Source organism: Streptomyces sp. NPDC127129 (assembly GCF_042671585.1).
GTDB lineage: Bacteria > Actinomycetota > Actinomycetes > Streptomycetales > Streptomycetaceae > Streptomyces.
The window spans coordinates 109,195-123,498 of the sequence record NZ_JBHXTV010000010.1; the positions used below are offsets into that span (position 1 = coordinate 109,195).

The 14,304-nt window shown below is 72.0% G+C and carries 17 protein-coding genes; 9 read left to right on the plus strand and 8 right to left on the minus strand.

Annotated elements, in window-relative coordinates; genetic code table 11:
• Nucleotides 1-25 precede the first annotated feature (25 nt).
• The 7 genes from ACFVGW_RS20470 (at nucleotide 26) to ACFVGW_RS20500 (ending at nucleotide 5,291) form a co-directional block, all read left to right on the plus strand.
• Nucleotides 26-646 carry a TetR/AcrR family transcriptional regulator gene (locus tag ACFVGW_RS20470; protein WP_385852971.1) on the plus strand — a complete coding sequence of 207 codons (621 nt, stop codon included), beginning with the start codon at nucleotides 26-28 and terminating at the stop codon, nucleotides 644-646.
• A gap of 137 nt (nucleotides 647-783) precedes the next feature.
• Complete coding sequence (locus ACFVGW_RS20475) at nucleotides 784-1,086, plus strand: urease subunit gamma (protein ID WP_383226920.1); 303 nt, start codon at nucleotides 784-786, stop codon at nucleotides 1,084-1,086.
• A 16-nt stretch (nucleotides 1,087-1,102) separates the two neighbouring features.
• Nucleotides 1,103-1,432 carry an urease subunit beta gene (locus tag ACFVGW_RS20480; RefSeq protein ID WP_383226923.1) on the plus strand — a complete coding sequence of 110 codons (330 nt, stop codon included), beginning with the start codon at nucleotides 1,103-1,105 and terminating at the stop codon, nucleotides 1,430-1,432.
• The gene (locus tag ACFVGW_RS20485) at nucleotides 1,425-3,146 is read left to right on the plus strand and encodes an urease subunit alpha (RefSeq protein ID WP_385852972.1); all 1,722 of its coding nucleotides are present in this window, start codon (nucleotides 1,425-1,427) and stop codon (nucleotides 3,144-3,146) included. The genes ACFVGW_RS20480 and ACFVGW_RS20485 overlap by 8 nt, the downstream gene beginning before the upstream one ends.
• Complete coding sequence (locus tag ACFVGW_RS20490; protein WP_385852973.1) at nucleotides 3,146-3,835, plus strand: urease accessory protein UreF; 690 nt, start codon at nucleotides 3,146-3,148, stop codon at nucleotides 3,833-3,835. The genes ACFVGW_RS20485 and ACFVGW_RS20490 overlap by 1 nt, the downstream gene beginning before the upstream one ends.
• Before the next feature lie 26 nt (nucleotides 3,836-3,861).
• A complete protein-coding gene (gene ureG, locus ACFVGW_RS20495; protein ID WP_385852974.1) occupies nucleotides 3,862-4,551 on the plus strand; it encodes an urease accessory protein UreG in 690 nt (229 codons plus the stop codon).
• The gene (locus ACFVGW_RS20500) at nucleotides 4,548-5,291 is read left to right on the plus strand and encodes an urease accessory protein UreD (protein ID WP_385852975.1); all 744 of its coding nucleotides are present in this window, start codon (nucleotides 4,548-4,550) and stop codon (nucleotides 5,289-5,291) included. The genes ureG and ACFVGW_RS20500 overlap by 4 nt, the downstream gene beginning before the upstream one ends.
• Before the next feature lie 22 nt (nucleotides 5,292-5,313).
• On the opposite strand, the gene ACFVGW_RS20505 is transcribed toward ACFVGW_RS20500, so the two are convergent.
• Both ACFVGW_RS20505 and ACFVGW_RS20510 read right to left on the minus strand, forming a co-directional pair.
• Nucleotides 5,314-6,348 carry an NAD-dependent epimerase/dehydratase family protein gene (locus ACFVGW_RS20505; RefSeq protein WP_385852976.1) on the minus strand — a complete coding sequence of 345 codons (1,035 nt, stop codon included), beginning with the start codon at nucleotides 6,346-6,348 and terminating at the stop codon, nucleotides 5,314-5,316.
• A 65-nt stretch (nucleotides 6,349-6,413) separates the two neighbouring features.
• On the minus strand, nucleotides 6,414-7,145 hold the full coding sequence (locus ACFVGW_RS20510) for a lysophospholipid acyltransferase family protein (protein ID WP_385852977.1): 732 nt from the start codon (nucleotides 7,143-7,145) through the stop codon (nucleotides 6,414-6,416).
• Nucleotides 7,146-7,231: 86 nt separating this feature from the next.
• Between ACFVGW_RS20510 and ACFVGW_RS20515 the strand changes: the two genes are divergently transcribed.
• Nucleotides 7,232-8,257, plus strand: a complete 1,026-nt coding sequence (locus tag ACFVGW_RS20515; RefSeq protein ID WP_385852978.1) for a DUF3048 domain-containing protein — start codon at nucleotides 7,232-7,234, stop codon at nucleotides 8,255-8,257.
• 18 nt (nucleotides 8,258-8,275) lie between these two features.
• Here the strand turns inward: ACFVGW_RS20515 and ACFVGW_RS20520 are convergent, their stop codons facing one another.
• The 5 genes from ACFVGW_RS20520 to ACFVGW_RS20540 all read right to left on the minus strand — a co-directional run bounded on the left by ACFVGW_RS20520 (nucleotide 8,276) and on the right by ACFVGW_RS20540 (nucleotide 12,814).
• Nucleotides 8,276-8,482, minus strand: coding sequence for a hypothetical protein (locus tag ACFVGW_RS20520; RefSeq protein ID WP_385853127.1), 207 nt, complete (start codon nucleotides 8,480-8,482; stop codon nucleotides 8,276-8,278).
• A gap of 62 nt (nucleotides 8,483-8,544) precedes the next feature.
• A complete protein-coding gene (locus tag ACFVGW_RS20525; protein ID WP_385852979.1) occupies nucleotides 8,545-9,513 on the minus strand; it encodes a cytochrome c oxidase assembly protein in 969 nt (322 codons plus the stop codon).
• A gap of 103 nt (nucleotides 9,514-9,616) precedes the next feature.
• The gene (locus ACFVGW_RS20530) at nucleotides 9,617-10,642 is read right to left on the minus strand and encodes a 6-phosphofructokinase (RefSeq protein ID WP_385852980.1); all 1,026 of its coding nucleotides are present in this window, start codon (nucleotides 10,640-10,642) and stop codon (nucleotides 9,617-9,619) included.
• Nucleotides 10,643-10,818: 176 nt separating this feature from the next.
• Entirely contained in the window at nucleotides 10,819-11,547 is a 729-nt protein-coding gene (locus ACFVGW_RS20535) for a type 1 glutamine amidotransferase (protein WP_137990746.1), read from the minus strand.
• Between the two features lie 19 nt (nucleotides 11,548-11,566).
• Complete coding sequence (locus ACFVGW_RS20540) at nucleotides 11,567-12,814, minus strand: MurT ligase domain-containing protein (RefSeq protein WP_352190991.1); 1,248 nt, start codon at nucleotides 12,812-12,814, stop codon at nucleotides 11,567-11,569.
• Between the two features lie 126 nt (nucleotides 12,815-12,940).
• Here ACFVGW_RS20540 and def point away from each other — a divergent pair, with 126 nt between their 5' ends.
• Nucleotides 12,941-13,501 (plus strand): peptide deformylase, encoded by a 561-nt coding sequence (gene def, locus ACFVGW_RS20545; protein WP_385852981.1) that lies wholly within the window; start codon nucleotides 12,941-12,943, stop codon nucleotides 13,499-13,501.
• Nucleotides 13,502-13,532: 31 nt separating this feature from the next.
• Here def and ACFVGW_RS20550 read toward each other — a convergent pair whose 3' ends face one another.
• On the minus strand, nucleotides 13,533-14,180 hold the full coding sequence (locus tag ACFVGW_RS20550; protein ID WP_385852982.1) for a TetR family transcriptional regulator: 648 nt from the start codon (nucleotides 14,178-14,180) through the stop codon (nucleotides 13,533-13,535).
• Nucleotides 14,181-14,304 lie beyond the last annotated feature (124 nt).

The following is a 14,304-nucleotide window of genomic DNA, read 5'->3' on the forward strand; positions in this document are numbered from 1 at the left end:
TGAATGTTCGTTTTAGATTTCTGGCATGGCCCGTGTCTCGCAGGAACACCTCGACGCCCGCCGCCGGCAGATCCTCGACGGCGCCGCGCGCTGCTTCGCCCGCAACGGCTTCCACGCCACGTCCATGCAGGACGTCCTGACCGAGGTGGGCCTCTCGGCAGGCGCCGTCTACCGCTACTTCAGCGGCAAGGACGAGCTGATCGCGGCCATCGCCACGGAGGCGTTCGCCGGAATCCGCGGCGCCTTCGAGGAGGCCTCCCGCGCGACCCCGCCGCCCACGCCCGACGTGCTGCTCGGCGCCGTCCTGCGGCTCTTTCTCGAAGAGCGCATCGAGGGAGCCGACCGGCAGGCCTTCGCGCGCCTCATCCTCCAGGTGTGGTCGGAGACCCTCCGCAACGAGCACCTCTTCCGGACGCTCTCCGAGGGGTACGACGGTATGCGCGAGGCTTGGGGAAAGCTCGTCGACGCCTACCGTGCGAGCGGGATCCTGGCCGCGGACGTCCCCGCCGACCGGGTCGCCCGGACCCTCATCGCCACGGCCCAGGGATTCATCGCGCAGCAGGCGCTCTTCGGGGACGTGGAGGTCGAGGTCCTGGAGGACGGCCTGCGCGGGCTGATGTCCATGGACGTGCAAAGCCCGAGTTAACGCGCCGGAAAAACTTCCGCCCTACCGTGCAATGTCTGGCCGGGCGGGCCATATCCGCAGTTCAACAGAGTGTTGACGGTCGGTAAGGTCCGCTGCTGTCCGGGGACTTGCCCGGAGGACGACTGTGAGGTGGAAGCGTGCAACTGTCGCCGCACGAGCAGGAACGCCTGCTCATCCATGTGGCCGCCGACGTGGCCCAGAAGCGCCGGGCGCGCGGTGTGAAGCTCAACCACCCCGAGGCCGTCGCCCTGATCACCACCCATGTCCTGGAGGGCGCCCGCGACGGCCGGACCGTCGCGGAGCTCATGGCCTCCGGCCGCAAGGTGCTCACCCGCGACGAGGTGATGACGGGCATCCCCGAGATGATCCACGACGTCCAGGTCGAGGCCACCTTCCCCGACGGCACCAAGCTCGTCACCGTCCATGACCCGATCGTGTGACGGGGGACCGCAGCCGATGATCCCCGGAGAGACTCTTTACGGTGAAGGTGGCGTCGTCCTCAACGAGGGCCGCCCCGTCACCCGCCTCACCGTCCTGAACGCCGCCGACCGGCCCGTCCAGGTCGGCTCCCACTACCACTTCGCCGAGGCCAACCCCGGACTGGACTTCGACCGCGCCGCCGCGCGCGGACAGCGACTCCACATCGCCGCCGGCACGGCGGTGCGCTTCGAGCCCGGCATCCCGGTCGAGGTCGAACTCGTCCCTCTGCGGGGCCGCCGTGTCGTCCCCGGCCTGCGCGGCGAGACGGCCGGCCCTCTCGACGCGAACGGAGGCGACCGTGCCTGAGCTGCACCGCGCCGTCTACGCCGACCTGTTCGGCCCCACCACCGGTGACCGCATCCGGCTCGCCGACACCGACCTGCTCGTGGAGATCGAGGAGGACCGCTCCGGCGGCCCCGGTCGCGCGGGCGACGAGGCCGTGTTCGGTGGCGGCAAGGTCATCCGCGAGTCGATGGGCCAGGCCCGGACCACCCGGGCCGAAGGCGCGCCCGACACCGTGATCACCGGCGCCGTGATCATCGACCACTGGGGCGTGGTCAAGGCCGACATCGGCATCCGCGACGGCCGGATCACCGGCATCGGCAAGGCCGGCAACCCCGACACGATGGACGGGGTCCACCCCGACCTCGTCATCGGTCCCGAGACCGAGGTGATCGTCGGCAACGGGAAGATCGTCACCGCGGGCGGCGTGGACGCCCACGTCCACTTCATCTCGCCCACGGTCGTCGAACAGGCCCTCGCCACGGGGATCACCACGCTCGTCGGCGGCGGCACCGGACCGGCCGAGGGCACCAAGGCCACCACCATCACTCCCGGGCCCTGGCACCTCGCCAGGATGTTCGAGGCGCTGGACACCTTCCCCGTCAACATCGGACTGCTCGGCAAGGGCAACACGATGTCCCGCGAGGCCATGCACTCCCAACTCCGCGGCGGCGCACTCGGGTTCAAGATCCATGAGGACTGGGGCGCGACCCCGGCCGTCATCGACGCCTGTCTGAGCGTCTGCGACGAGACCGGCGCCCAGCTCGCCATCCACACCGACACCCTGAACGAGGCGGGGTTCGTCGGCGACACACTCGCCGCGATCGCGGGCCGCACCGTCCACGCGTACCACACCGAAGGCGCCGGAGGCGGGCACGCCCCCGACATCATCTCCGTCGTCTCCGAGCCGTACATCCTGCCCAGCTCCACCAACCCGACCCGGCCGCACACCGTCAACACCATCGAGGAACACCTCGACATGCTGATGGTCTGCCACCACCTGAACCCGGCCGTGCCCGAGGACCTCGCCTTCGCCGAGTCCCGCATCCGCCCCTCGACCATCGCCGCCGAGGACGTCCTGCACGACCTCGGTGCCATCTCGATCATCTCGTCCGACTCCCAGGCCATGGGGCGCGTCGGTGAGGTGATCATGCGGACCTGGCAGACCGCGCACGTGATGAAACGGCGCCACGGCTCCCTGCCCGGCGACGGCCGTGCGGACAACCACCGGGCGCGTCGCTATGTCGCCAAGTACACGATCAACCCCGCCGTCGCGCAGGGCATGGACCACCTCATCGGCTCGGTCGAACCCGGCAAGCTCGCCGACCTCGTGCTCTGGGACCCGGCGTTCTTCGGAGTGAAGCCGCAGACCGTGCTCAAGGGCGGGCAGATCGCGTACGCGCAGATGGGTGATGCCAACGCCTCCATCCCGACCCCGCAGCCCGTGCTGCCCCGCCCGATGTTCGGAGCGCTCGGCAGAGCCGCCGCCGCAGGCTCGTTCAACTTCGTCGCCGAGGCGGCGATCGAGGACGACCTCGCGCAACGGGTCGGTGTGCAGAAGGAGTTCACGGCCATCCGCAGCACCCGCCGGGTCACCAAGGCCGACATGCGGGAGAACGACGCCCTGCCCCGGGTCGAGGTCGACGCCGACACCTTCACCGTCACGATCGACGGCGAACCGGTCGAACCGCAGCCCGCCGAAGAACTGCCCATGGCCCAGCGGTACTTCCTCTTCTGATGACGTCCACCAGCACAGAGAACGGCGTCGGCCGGGCCGCGCTCCTCGTCCTCGCCGACGGGCGGTTCCCGGCCGGCGGGCACGCCCACTCCGGCGGCGCGGAGGCCGCGGTCAAGGCCGGACGGATCACGGACCCGGCGAGCCTGGAGTCGTTCTGCAGAGGCCGGCTGCAGACCACCGGGCTCACGGCGGCGGGTCTCGCCGCCGCGGCCGCCCTCGGCCACGACCCGCACGTGCTCGACGCGGCCGCCGACGCCCGCACCCCGTCACCGGCCCTGCGCACGGTCGCCCGCAAGCTCGGCCGGCAGATGATGCGCGCGGCCCGCGCCACCTGGCCGTGCGCCGAACTCGACGCGCTCGCGGCGGCGTTCCCACGCGGCGCGCACCAGCCGATCGTCCTCGGCGTCGCCGCACGCGCGGCGGGGCTCGGCCCCGAGGACGCCGCACACTGCGTCGTGTACGAGACGGTCAGCGGCCCGGCCACCGCGGCCGTACGGCTGCTCAGCCTCGACCCCTTCCGGGCCACCGCCGTGCTCGCCCGCCTCGCCCCCGACATGGACCGGGTCGCCGGGCGGGCCGCCGCCGCGGCACGTCAGGGCGTCGACGCCCTCCCGGCCGCCTCCGCACCCCTCCTCGACATCACCGCCGAACAGCACGCGGCCTGGCCCGTCCGCCTCTTCGCGTCCTGAGACCTGAGAACCACAGGAGCCGTCCCATGCACCTCGACCACTCCCACGACCACCTCGGCGCGGTCTCGGCCGACGCCCACCGCCCCGACGGAACCCGGCGCGCCCTGCGGATCGGACTCGGCGGACCCGTCGGCTCCGGCAAGACCGCCACGGTCGCCGCGCTCTGCCGACTGCTGCGCGACCAGCTCTCGATCGCCGTGGTCACCAACGACATCTACACCAGGGAGGACGCCGAGTTCCTGCTCCGCAACGCCGTCCTGCCGCCCGAGCGCATCCAGGCCGTCGAGACCGGCGCCTGCCCGCACACCGCGATCCGCGACGACATCTCCGCCAACCTCGAAGCCGTCGAGGAACTGGAGGACACCGTCGGCCCGCTCGACCTGATCCTCGTCGAGTCCGGCGGCGACAACCTGACCGCCACGTTCTCCAAGGGCCTCGTCGACGCCCAGATCTTCGTCATCGACGTCGCGGGCGGCGACGACATCCCCCGCAAGGGCGGCCCGGGCGTCACCACCGCCGACCTGCTCGTCGTCAACAAGACCGACCTCGCCCCGTACGTCGGCTCCGACCTGGAGCGGATGGCCCGCGACGCCGAGGCGCAGCGCGGCGGCCTGCCCGTCGCCTTCACCTCGCTCACCGGCGAGCAGGGTGTCGCCCCCGTCGCCGACTGGGTCCGCGAGCGGCTCGCCGCCTGGACCGCGACCGTCGCCGTATGAGCCTGCGCGCCACCGCCCGCATCGTCGCCGACGCCGACGGCGGACTGCCGGTCCTTCGCGGCGACGGCCCGCTCGCCCTCCGCCGGACGCGCACCACCGACGCCTGCACCCGCGTCACCGTCGTCGGCGCGATGAGCGCCCCGCTCGGCGGCGACCGGCTGGCGATCGAGACGGAGGTACGGGACGGGGCGCGACTCCTGGTCGACTCGGCCGCCGCGACCGTCGCCCTGCCCGGCCGCGGCGCCGAAACCGCCACGTACGACCTCCGGATGAGCGTCGGTGACGGGGCCCTGCTGCGCTGGCTCCCCGAACCGCTGGTCTCCGCCCGGGGATCCGACCTGCGGATGCGCACCACCGTCGACCTCGCCCCCACCGCACGGCTCGTGCTCCGGGAGGAGCAGGTCCTCGGCCGCCACGGCGAGGAGACCGGAACGCTCACCACCCGGCTCACCGTGCACCGCGCCGGCCGTCCGCTGCTCGACCAGGAGCTGGCGTACGGACCCGGAGCCCCGGTCGGCTGGGACGGCGGAGCGGTCCTCGACGGGCACCGCGCGACGGGGCAACTCCTGGTCGTCGAACCCGAGTTCGAGGAGAAGCCGGTGGAGTCCCGGCCGCTCGCCGAGAACGCCGTCCTCGCCCCGCTCGCCGGGCCGGCGGCCCTGGTCACCGCCGTGGCCCCCGACGCGCTCCGGCTCCGCCGCGTCCTCGACGAGGCCCTCGGCATCCTCGCCCCGTGGTAGGTCCTCCGACCGCCGGCAGGCCCTACCGGCGATCGGCCAGCCAGGTGTCCTCGGCCGCGTAGTCGAAGAAGTCCACCCCGTACTTCGCCAGGCCGGGGAACACCTCCCGCCACTCGCCCTCCGCCAGTCGCCGGGTCAGATCCACGACCGTCGCGGGCAGGGACCCGGTGTAGGACACGACCGGCCGGTAGCCGAGCTCCCGTTCCGCCGCGCCCATGTCGTAGACGACCGGGTGGGCCGCGGTCCACGGGGTGAGCCCCACCGTGCCCTCCGGCTCACCGGCGATCAGCACCGTCTCGCTCTCCACCCCGACCACGGCGTCGATCGCCGCCCCGATCTCCGCGACCGTCGGAGCCTCGGGATCGCCGCCGTTGAGCACCCGGGTCCCCGGCTTCGCCGCGGCGAGCCGTACCAGCTCCCCGAGGTTGTCCACGTGCACCGGGTGGAACCGGGACGCGCCGTCGTACGAGAGGACGCGCACCGGCCGTCCGTCGAGCGCGCGCTTGACGAACCACAGCTCCCGCGGGCCCGGGCAGTACGGCCCGTGGATCGCGCCCGCCCGCAGCACCGTCGTCGGCAGGGTCTCGCCCGCCGCGAGCAGCTCCCGCTCCAGCGCCACCTTCCGCGTCCCGTACGACCCCTCGCCCGGGGCGACCGTCCGCCACGACTCCGGGATCGGCACCGGATAGGCGGGGAAGCCGTCCGGCTCGTCCTGGGTGTCGAAGCTGCGGCCCCGGTCGTCCTCGTAGACGGCGCCGCTGGAGACCACCACCGCCGATCCGATCCGGTCGGCCAGCGCCCTCAACTGCCGTCCGTGGCCGGCGTGATAGGCGACGATGTCCACCAGGACGTCGTAGCCGGTGCCGAGCGCGGTGGCCAGCGCGCCCTCCTCGTTCCGGTCGAAGGCCACCGACCGGACCTCCGCCGGCCATGCACCGTCCAGCCGGCCGCCGCGCGAGGCGGCCGTCACCTCCCAGCCGTCCGCGACGAGCGCCCGCACGGCCGCCCGTCCCACTTGCCCTGTCGCTCCGAGTACCAGTGCGTTTCCTTGTCCCATGGATGGGACGCTACGGCGGTGCGGTCCGGCGGTCCCAGGGTCTTTCGCCGGGAGCTGATCCGCTGTCAGCGTCCGCCGCGCGGGAACTTCCTCCGCGTCCCGGCGTCGGCCGCCTTCGCCTCCTGCTCGGCGGCCTTCACCTTGGCCGCGTAGTCGTCGACGTACTCCTGTCCGGACAGCGCGAGGATCTCGTACATGATCTCGTCCGTCACCGCCCGGACCGCGGCCTTCTCGCCCTCCATGCCCGCGAAGCGGGAGAAGTCGAGCGGCTCCCCGAACCGGATGGTGACCCGCTTGACCCGGGGCACCACCTTGCCGGGCGGCTGGATCTCGAAGGTCCCCACCATCGCGCAGGGGATCACCGGCACACCGGCCGTGATCGCCATGATCGCGACGCCGACCTTGCCCTTGTAGAGCCGGCCGTCGTGCGAGCGCGTCCCCTCGGGATAGATGCCGAGCAGCTCACCCTTGGACAGCACCCCGAGCCCCTCGCGGATCGCCGCCTGCCCGGCCTCCTTGCCGGAGCGGTCGACCGGGATCTGCCCGGCGCTGCGGAAGAACGCGGCGGTCAGCCGGCCCTTGAGCCCCGGCCCGGTGAAGTACTCCTGCTTGGCCAGGAACGTGATCCGCCGCTTGAGGACGGCCGGCATCAGGAAGTGGTCCGAGAACGACAGGTGGTTTCCGGCGACGATCGCCGCGCCCTCCGCCGGGATGTGTTCGAGGCCTTCCGTGCGCGGCCGGAAGAGCAGCCGCAGAATTGGACCGAGCAGGACGTACTTCAGGACGTAGTAGAACAACTGTGGCCCCCGTCTCGGTAGAGCGATGATTATTTGTAACCACTTGCGCGACCCTGGTCCACACTGGAGACGGAGAGTGGGGCCCGATGGCTGCCGAACGCCGACACGCACCGTCATACGGACGACCCGGCGCGGCCGTCACCGTGCTGCTGTGCGCGGTGATGACCGCCGGGTTGTACGGATGCGCCGACTCCGGTACCCCGGAACCGGCCCCGACCTCGACGCCGCCCCCGCCCACCCCGCCGTCCACCCCCGTCCCGAAGGGCCTCTCGCCCTTCACGGGACTGCCCGCCCGGCCCGCGCCGGTCCTCGCCGTCAAGATCGACAACGTGCCTCCTGCCCGCCCGCACACCGGCCTCGGCGCGGCCGATCTCGTCTACGTCGAGCAGGTGGAGGGCGGCCAGACCCGGCTGCTCGCCGTCTACTCCACGGACCTCCCCGAGCGGATCGGCCCCGTGCGCAGCGCCCGTGAGTCCGACATCGAGCTCCTCGCCCAGTTCGGCCGCCCGGCGCTTGCCTACTCCGGTTCGCAGACCGCCCTGAAACCCCTGCTCAAAGCCGCTCCGCTCTACCCCCTGCCGCCCGAGGACGCCCCGGGCGCCTACGTCCGCGACCGTGGCAGGGCCGCTCCCCACAACCTCTACGTGCTGCCCGGACGGGCCCTCGCCGCCGCCCCGGACGCGCAGGACGCCAAGGACATCGGCTTCCGCTTCGGACCGGCCCCCTCCGGCGGCGAACCGGTCAACGAACGCACCGTGCGCTTCCCGGCCTCCCGCTACACGTTCACCTGGAACGCGACCGAGAAGAGCTGGCGGGTCGCGATGGACGGCAGACCCGCCCGTACCACCGACGAGGGCCAGGTCACGGCGTCGACCGTCGTGGTGCAGTACGTGACCATACGGTCGTCGCGCTTCCACGACGTCCTCGGCAGCGTCTCCCCGTACACCGAGACGGTCGGCAGCGGCAGCGCCCTCGTCCTGCGGGACGGCCGCGTCCACGACGCCCGCTGGAGCCGCCCGGCCGCCGGCGACGGCACCGCCTTCACCACACCCGACGGCGCACCCCTGAACTTCGCACCCGGCCGGACCTGGGTCGTGCTCGCACCGCGCTGACGGCGGGGGCCACGGGGGCTACGGCTGGGGGCCGGGGCGGCCCGGGCCGCGGCGCGGGCCCGAGGGGACGGAGCTGTCCGCGGCCGCCATGCCGATGGTGACCACTCCGAGCACCACCCAGCCGAACCACAGCCAGCCGCTGCTGCCGAGCGCCACCGTGTACGCCGTCGTCAGCACCAGGGCTGCGACGGTCGTCACGCTCATCGCCTTCGTGGGACCGGACATGGGTCCGCCCTCCTCCCGACGGGGCCGTCCTGCCCATCGTGACCCCTGAGGCGGGGGGAGCGCTACTCCCGCGTCGAGACCTGCGGCCCGCCGCCGCGGAGCGAGGCGAGATACGCGTTGTACGCCTCCAGCTCCTTGTCCCCGTCGCGGTCGGCGGCCCGGTCCTTGCGGACGGCCTGCCGCTGCTCGGAGTGGTACCACTGGTAGACCAGCGCGATCAGCACCAGCACCGACGGGATCTCGCTGAACGCCCAGGCGATGCCGCCCGCCGCGTTCTGGTCGGCGAGCGCGTCGATCCCCAGCGAGGCCGGCGGGTTCTCGTACGCCTTGATCATCGGCTGGCTCGCCATCATCAGGGCGATGCCGAAGAAGGCGTGGAACGGCATGCCCGCGAAGAGCTCCAGCATCCGCATCACGTAGCCGGGGCGGTGCGGCCCGGGGTCGACGCCCATGATCGGCCAGAAGAAGACCAGACCCACGGCGAGGAAGTGCACCATCATCGCGATGTGCCCGATCGTCGACCCCATGAGCGTGTCGAAGAGCGGCGTGAAGTAGAAGCCGTACAGGCTCGCGATGAAGAGCGGGATCGTGAACGCGGGATGCGTGACGATCCGCATGTAGCGGCTGTGCAGCAGCATCAGGAGCAGCTCGCGCGGGCCCTTGTCGCCCCGCGGCGCGACCGGGAGCGCGCGCAGCGCCAGGGTCACCGGTGCGCCGAGCAGCAGCAGGATCGGCGAGAGCATCGAGATGACCATGTGCTGCACCATGTGCACGCTGAACATGACCATGCCGTAGTCGTTCAGCTTGGTGCACATCATCAGCGCCACGGAGAGCACGCCCACCGTGAAGAAGACCGTCCGGCTCAGCGGCCAGCTGTCACCGCGTCCGCGCAGCCGCGCCACGCCCCAGCCGTACAGCGCGAGCCCGACGACACAGCCGATGAGGAAGAACAGGTTCGGCGAGAACTCGAGCCCCCGTCCCAGCGTGAACGGCGGCAGATCCATGGTCATGCCGTGCCCGCTGTGATCCATGTGTGTACTCCTGGAGCCCGATTCGCGCTTGTTGTCCGCACCAGACTAGAACCGCCCCCGTTCGCGGATGCGACCGGGGGCGGCTCATGGTGTCGTACGGAGGTCAGAGCACGCACTCGGCCTCGGCGTAGCGCTCGGCCGGGACCGTCTTGAGGGTCTCCACGGCCTGGGCCAGCGGCACCATCGTGATGTCCGTGCCGCGCAGCGCGGTCAGCATGCCGAACTCGCCGCGGTGCGCCGCCTCCACCGCGTGCCAGCCGAAGCGGGTGGCCAGGACCCGGTCGTACGCGGTCGGCGTGCCGCCGCGCTGGACGTGCCCGAGGATCACCGGGCGGGCCTCCTTGCCGAGCCGCCGCTCCAGCTCCACCGAGAGCTGGTTGGCGACGCCGGTGAAGCGCTCGTGCCCGTACTGGTCCTTGGCGCCGACCTCGAAGTTCATCGAGCCCTCGCGCGGCTTCGCGCCCTCGGCGACGACCACGATCGCGAAGCGCTTGCCGGCCTCGAAGCGCTCGCCGACCCGTGCGGTCAGCTCGTCGATGTCGAAGGGGCGCTCGGGCACGACGATCGCGTGCGCGCCGGCGGCCATGCCGGAGTGCAGGGCGATCCAGCCGGTGTGGCGGCCCATGACCTCGACGATGAGCACCCGCTGGTGCGACTCGGCGGTGGTCTTCAGACGGTCCAGGGCCTCGGTCGCCACCCCGACGGCGGTGTCGAAGCCGAAGGTGACGTCGGTCGAGGCGATGTCGTTGTCGATCGTCTTCGGCACGCCGACGATCGGCAGCCCGGCCTGGGAGAGCAGGTTCGCCGCCTTCAGCGTGCCCTCGCCGCCGATCGGGATGATCGCGTCGAGACCCAGATCGGCGACATGGCCCCGGGCGCGCTCGACGCCGTCGACCAGATGCGCCGGCTGGACCCGGGAGGAGCCGAGGATGGTGCCGCCGCGGGCGAGGATGCCGGCGACCGCGTCAAGGTCGAGCTTGCGGTAGTCGCACTCGAGGAGGCCCTTCCACCCGTCGTGGAAGCCGATGACCTCGTCGCCGTGGTCGACGACGGCGCGGTGCACGACGGAACGGATGACGGCGTTCAGACCGGGGCAGTCGCCGCCGGAGGTGAGCACACCAATGCGCATAGCCCAAATACCTTTGCAACGTGGGCCGACTTCCGGACCACGTCGTCCGGTTGGATCCCCGCCACCCTATCGGTGCCGAGTGGCGGGGCCGAACCCGATGTCCGCAGTTTGGACACCGTATTTACTTACGAATCCAATGGGCGTAAGGGCGCTCAGACGTGCAGTCCGCCGGACGGTCAGGCGGGCTGGGTCGCCGCCGCGATGCGCTCGGCGCGCAGCGCCTCGTACCACCGGTCGTCGGTCGGCGGCAGCGCGTTCACGTCGAGGGCCAGCTTCAGGAGCAGGTCCGCGATCTGCGGGTTGCGGGCCATGACCGGGCCGTGCATGTACGTACCGAAGACGGTGTCGTTGTACGCGCCCTCGGTGCCGTCGCCGGTGCCGTTGCCCTTGCCCAGGACGGTCCGCGCGAACGGGCGGGCCGTCGGGCCGAGATGGGTGATGCCCTGGTGGTTCTCGAACCCGGTGAGCTGGGGGAGGCCCAGGCGCGGGTCGATGTCCGCGAGGACGTCGCCGACGCACCGCTCGCCCTCGCCGCGGGTGGAGATGACGTCGATCAGACCGAGGCCGGGCTCGCGCTCGCCGAGGTCGTTGATGAACTCGTGGCCCAGGATCTGGTAGCCGGCGCAGACCGAGAAGATGATCGCGCCGTTGGACGCGGCCCGCTCCAGGCCGCCGTCACGGCGCAGCCGCTCGGCCGCGAGCCGCTGCGGCCGGTCCTCGCCGCCGCCGATCAGGTAGATGTCGCCGGAGGTCGGCACCGGCTGGTCGCTGCGGACGTCGACGCGCTGGACGTCCAGACCGCGCTGACGGGCGCGGCGCTCGACGACGAGGGCGTTGCCCTGGTCGCCGTACGTGCTGAGCAGGTCCGGGTAGACCCAGACCAGGCGCAGGCTGCTCTCACTCATGCTGCAAGTCCTCTACGGGTCAGTTGCCGACGCGGCGGCGGACGTCCTGGAAGGCGGTGTAGTTGGCGATCAGCTCGATCTGACCGGGCGGGGCCAGCTGGACCGCCTCGTCGAGCGTCTCGCAGACGCGGAACTCCACACCCGCGACCTCCAGGCGGACCGCCAGGTCCAGCTTGCGGTCGCCGATGACCATGATCGGGTGGCCGGCGAGCCGTCCGTAGTCGACGTCCCAGAGCCAGGAGGTGTCCGTGCCGTCGGCGCCGCGGGCGTTGACGGAGAGGATGACCGGGGTCGGGGGCTGGTCGATCAGGGAAAACGTTTCGAGCCAGCCCGCCGGGTTCTTCGCGAGCAGCAGACGCAGGTCGCGGCCCTGGAAGGAGACCACGTCGTAGCGGCCGGCCACGGCCTGCACCTGGTACATCCGCTCCAGGGCGACCTGCGGCGGGACACCGAAGACGGCGGCGACGGCGGCCGAGGTCGCGGCGTTGGCCTTGTTCGCGCGGCCGGGCAGCTGGAGGTGGATCGGCCAGGCCGAACCGTGCGGGTCCAGGACGTGGTCGCCGTTGAGCGCCCAACTCGGCGCGGGGCGGCGGAAGCCGCACTCGCCGCAGAACCAGTCGTCGCCGGGGCGCTGCATCACACCGCCGCAGGCGGGGCACGACCAGGCGTCGTCCTTCCACTCCTGACCGACGGCGACCCACACCACGTTGGGGGAGGAGGAGGCGGCCCACACGATCAGCGGGTCGTCGGCGTTGGCGATGACGACCGCCTTCGTGCCGCTCAGACCCTCGCGCCACTTCTCGGCGAGCATCCGGGTCTCGGCGGCGCGGTCGAGCTGGTCGCGGGAGAGGTTGAGCAGCGCGATCGCCTTCGGCGTGGTGTCCCGGGCGACTCCGGCGAGGTACTTCTCGTCGACCTCGATCACGCCGTACTTGGCGTCCGAGCCGCCGGCCAGCGCCGAGGTGATGCCCGCGGGCATGTTGGCGCCCAGCGCGTTGGAGACGACGGGACCACTGGCCCGCAGCGCCTCGGCGATCAGCCGGGTCGTGGTGGTCTTGCCGTTGGTCGCGGACACCAGGACGACGTCCAGATGCTGCGCGAGCCGACCCAGCAGGTCCGGGTCGAGCCTCAGCGCCACCTTGCCGCCGATCACCGATCCGCTGCCGCGTCCCGCCGCGCGCGACACCGCCGCCGCGGCCTTGCCCGCCGTCACGGCCAGCTTGGCGCGCGGCGACAGCGGCTCTGGATTACCGGGGTGTCCTGACATCTTCCTTGTTCCTCCTTGCGTCGGTCCGGGCTCAGCCTATCGAGATCAGGCCAGGGACCCGAACTGCGGCACCCCTGCTCCCCTCGGCGAAACGACGAGGTCACGGCGGACCGTACCCTTACGCCCATGCGAAACCGGCCGATCCCCGGCAGTTCCGGCCACGTCCGAGCGATGACCCTGCTCGGCGACCCGGTGCTGCACGCCCCCTGTGAACCCGTCAGCGACTTCGGCCCGGAGCTCGCCCGGCTGATCGAGGACATGTTCGCGACGATGTACGCGGCGAACGGCGTCGGCCTTGCGGCGAACCAGGTGGGCGTGGGGCTGCGGGTCTTCGTGTACGACTGCCCGGACGACGAGGAGGTGCGCCACCTCGGGCACCTGGTCAACCCGCGCCTCGTGGAGGCGGACGGCGACGTGATCCGGGGCGCGGAGGGCTGTCTGTCCCTGCCGGGTCTGGAGGCCCCGACGCCGCGGTTCGACCGCGCGGTCGTCGAGGGCGTCCTCCTCGACGGCACCCCGGCGCGCGTCGAGGGCACGGGGTTCTTCGCCCGGTGTCTCCAGCACGAGGCCGACCATCTGGAGGGCGGGGTCTACGCGGACCATGTGACCGGGTGGCGCAGATCACGGCTGCTGCGCGCGATCCGCAAGGAACCGTGGGGGAGGGGCGTGGACTCGCTCCAGGGCTGAGCGCCCCTCGCGGGGAACGGATCGGGGACCCTCAGAACCCCGGGGCCCCTGCGCGGTCGCCCGCCTCCGCCAGGCGGCCCCACAGCAGGTCCGCCAGTGCCCGGACCAACTCGCCGCGTGAGCAGGGCCGTTCGCCCAGCCACCAGTCGCCCGCCGCGTGCATCATGCCGACGATGCCGTGGCCCCAGATGCGTGCCTGCGCCTCGCCGGCCTCGCCGAGGTCGATGCGCTCGGCGATGACCTGGCCGAGCTCCTCGCCCATGCGCCGCAGCACCGGCGCCGAGTGGCGGCCCACGTCGAAGCCCTGCTCGGCCTGGTGCGTCTCGTCGGCCGGATGCATCAGGAAGCGGTAGACCTGCGGCAGCGCCTCGATCGAGGCGAGGTAGGTGTCGAGGGTGGACTCGACCCGCCGGCGCCGGTCGGCAGGCGCGTCGAGCGCGGCCCGCAGCGCGGCGAGCAGGGCGTCGGTGTGCCGGGTGGCCAGGGCCCGGTAGAGCCCGCCCTTGTCGCCGAAGTGCCGGTACAGGATCGGCTTCGTGATCCCCGCCTCGGCGGCGATCGCGTTCATCGAGGCCTTGGGCCCGTCCCGGAGCACCACCCGGTCCGCCGCCTCCAGCAGTTCGCGGCGCCGCTGATCGGCCGGCTTCTGCTGGTCGGTGGTCCGGTGTGTGGTCTCCATAGCGTGTCTCCCCGCCCGTGCGAATTCCGTGAGGCTGTCGCAACGTAACACCAGACCGGCACCCGGTGCCGCGCCGTGGGGACCGCTCCGCCGCAGGTTGACAGCTCCTACCAGCCGGTAACAG

What these genes read in the sequence shown, in the direction of transcription:
- ureG (WP_385852974.1), top strand. Translation starts at nt 3,862, where the DNA reads ATGCACCTCGACCACTCCCACGACCACCTCGGCGCGGTCTCGGCCGAC.
- ACFVGW_RS20520 (WP_385853127.1), bottom strand. Translation starts at nt 8,482, where the DNA reads ATGTCCGGTCCCACGAAGGCGATGAGCGTGACGACCGTCGCAGCCCTG.
- ACFVGW_RS20505 (WP_385852976.1), bottom strand. Translation starts at nt 6,348, where the DNA reads ATGGGACAAGGAAACGCACTGGTACTCGGAGCGACAGGGCAAGTGGGA.
- ACFVGW_RS20480 (WP_383226923.1), top strand. Translation starts at nt 1,103, where the DNA reads ATGATCCCCGGAGAGACTCTTTACGGTGAAGGTGGCGTCGTCCTCAAC.
- ACFVGW_RS20550 (WP_385852982.1), bottom strand. Translation starts at nt 14,180, where the DNA reads ATGGAGACCACACACCGGACCACCGACCAGCAGAAGCCGGCCGATCAG.
- ACFVGW_RS20525 (WP_385852979.1), bottom strand. Translation starts at nt 9,513, where the DNA reads ATGGATCACAGCGGGCACGGCATGACCATGGATCTGCCGCCGTTCACG.
- ACFVGW_RS20470 (WP_385852971.1), top strand. Translation starts at nt 26, where the DNA reads ATGGCCCGTGTCTCGCAGGAACACCTCGACGCCCGCCGCCGGCAGATC.
- ACFVGW_RS20490 (WP_385852973.1), top strand. Translation starts at nt 3,146, where the DNA reads ATGACGTCCACCAGCACAGAGAACGGCGTCGGCCGGGCCGCGCTCCTC.
- ACFVGW_RS20515 (WP_385852978.1), top strand. Translation starts at nt 7,232, where the DNA reads ATGGCTGCCGAACGCCGACACGCACCGTCATACGGACGACCCGGCGCG.
- ACFVGW_RS20540 (WP_352190991.1), bottom strand. Translation starts at nt 12,814, where the DNA reads ATGTCAGGACACCCCGGTAATCCAGAGCCGCTGTCGCCGCGCGCCAAG.
- def (WP_385852981.1), top strand. Translation starts at nt 12,941, where the DNA reads ATGCGAAACCGGCCGATCCCCGGCAGTTCCGGCCACGTCCGAGCGATG.
- ACFVGW_RS20530 (WP_385852980.1), bottom strand. Translation starts at nt 10,642, where the DNA reads ATGCGCATTGGTGTGCTCACCTCCGGCGGCGACTGCCCCGGTCTGAAC.
- ACFVGW_RS20500 (WP_385852975.1), top strand. Translation starts at nt 4,548, where the DNA reads ATGAGCCTGCGCGCCACCGCCCGCATCGTCGCCGACGCCGACGGCGGA.
- ACFVGW_RS20535 (WP_137990746.1), bottom strand. Translation starts at nt 11,547, where the DNA reads ATGAGTGAGAGCAGCCTGCGCCTGGTCTGGGTCTACCCGGACCTGCTC.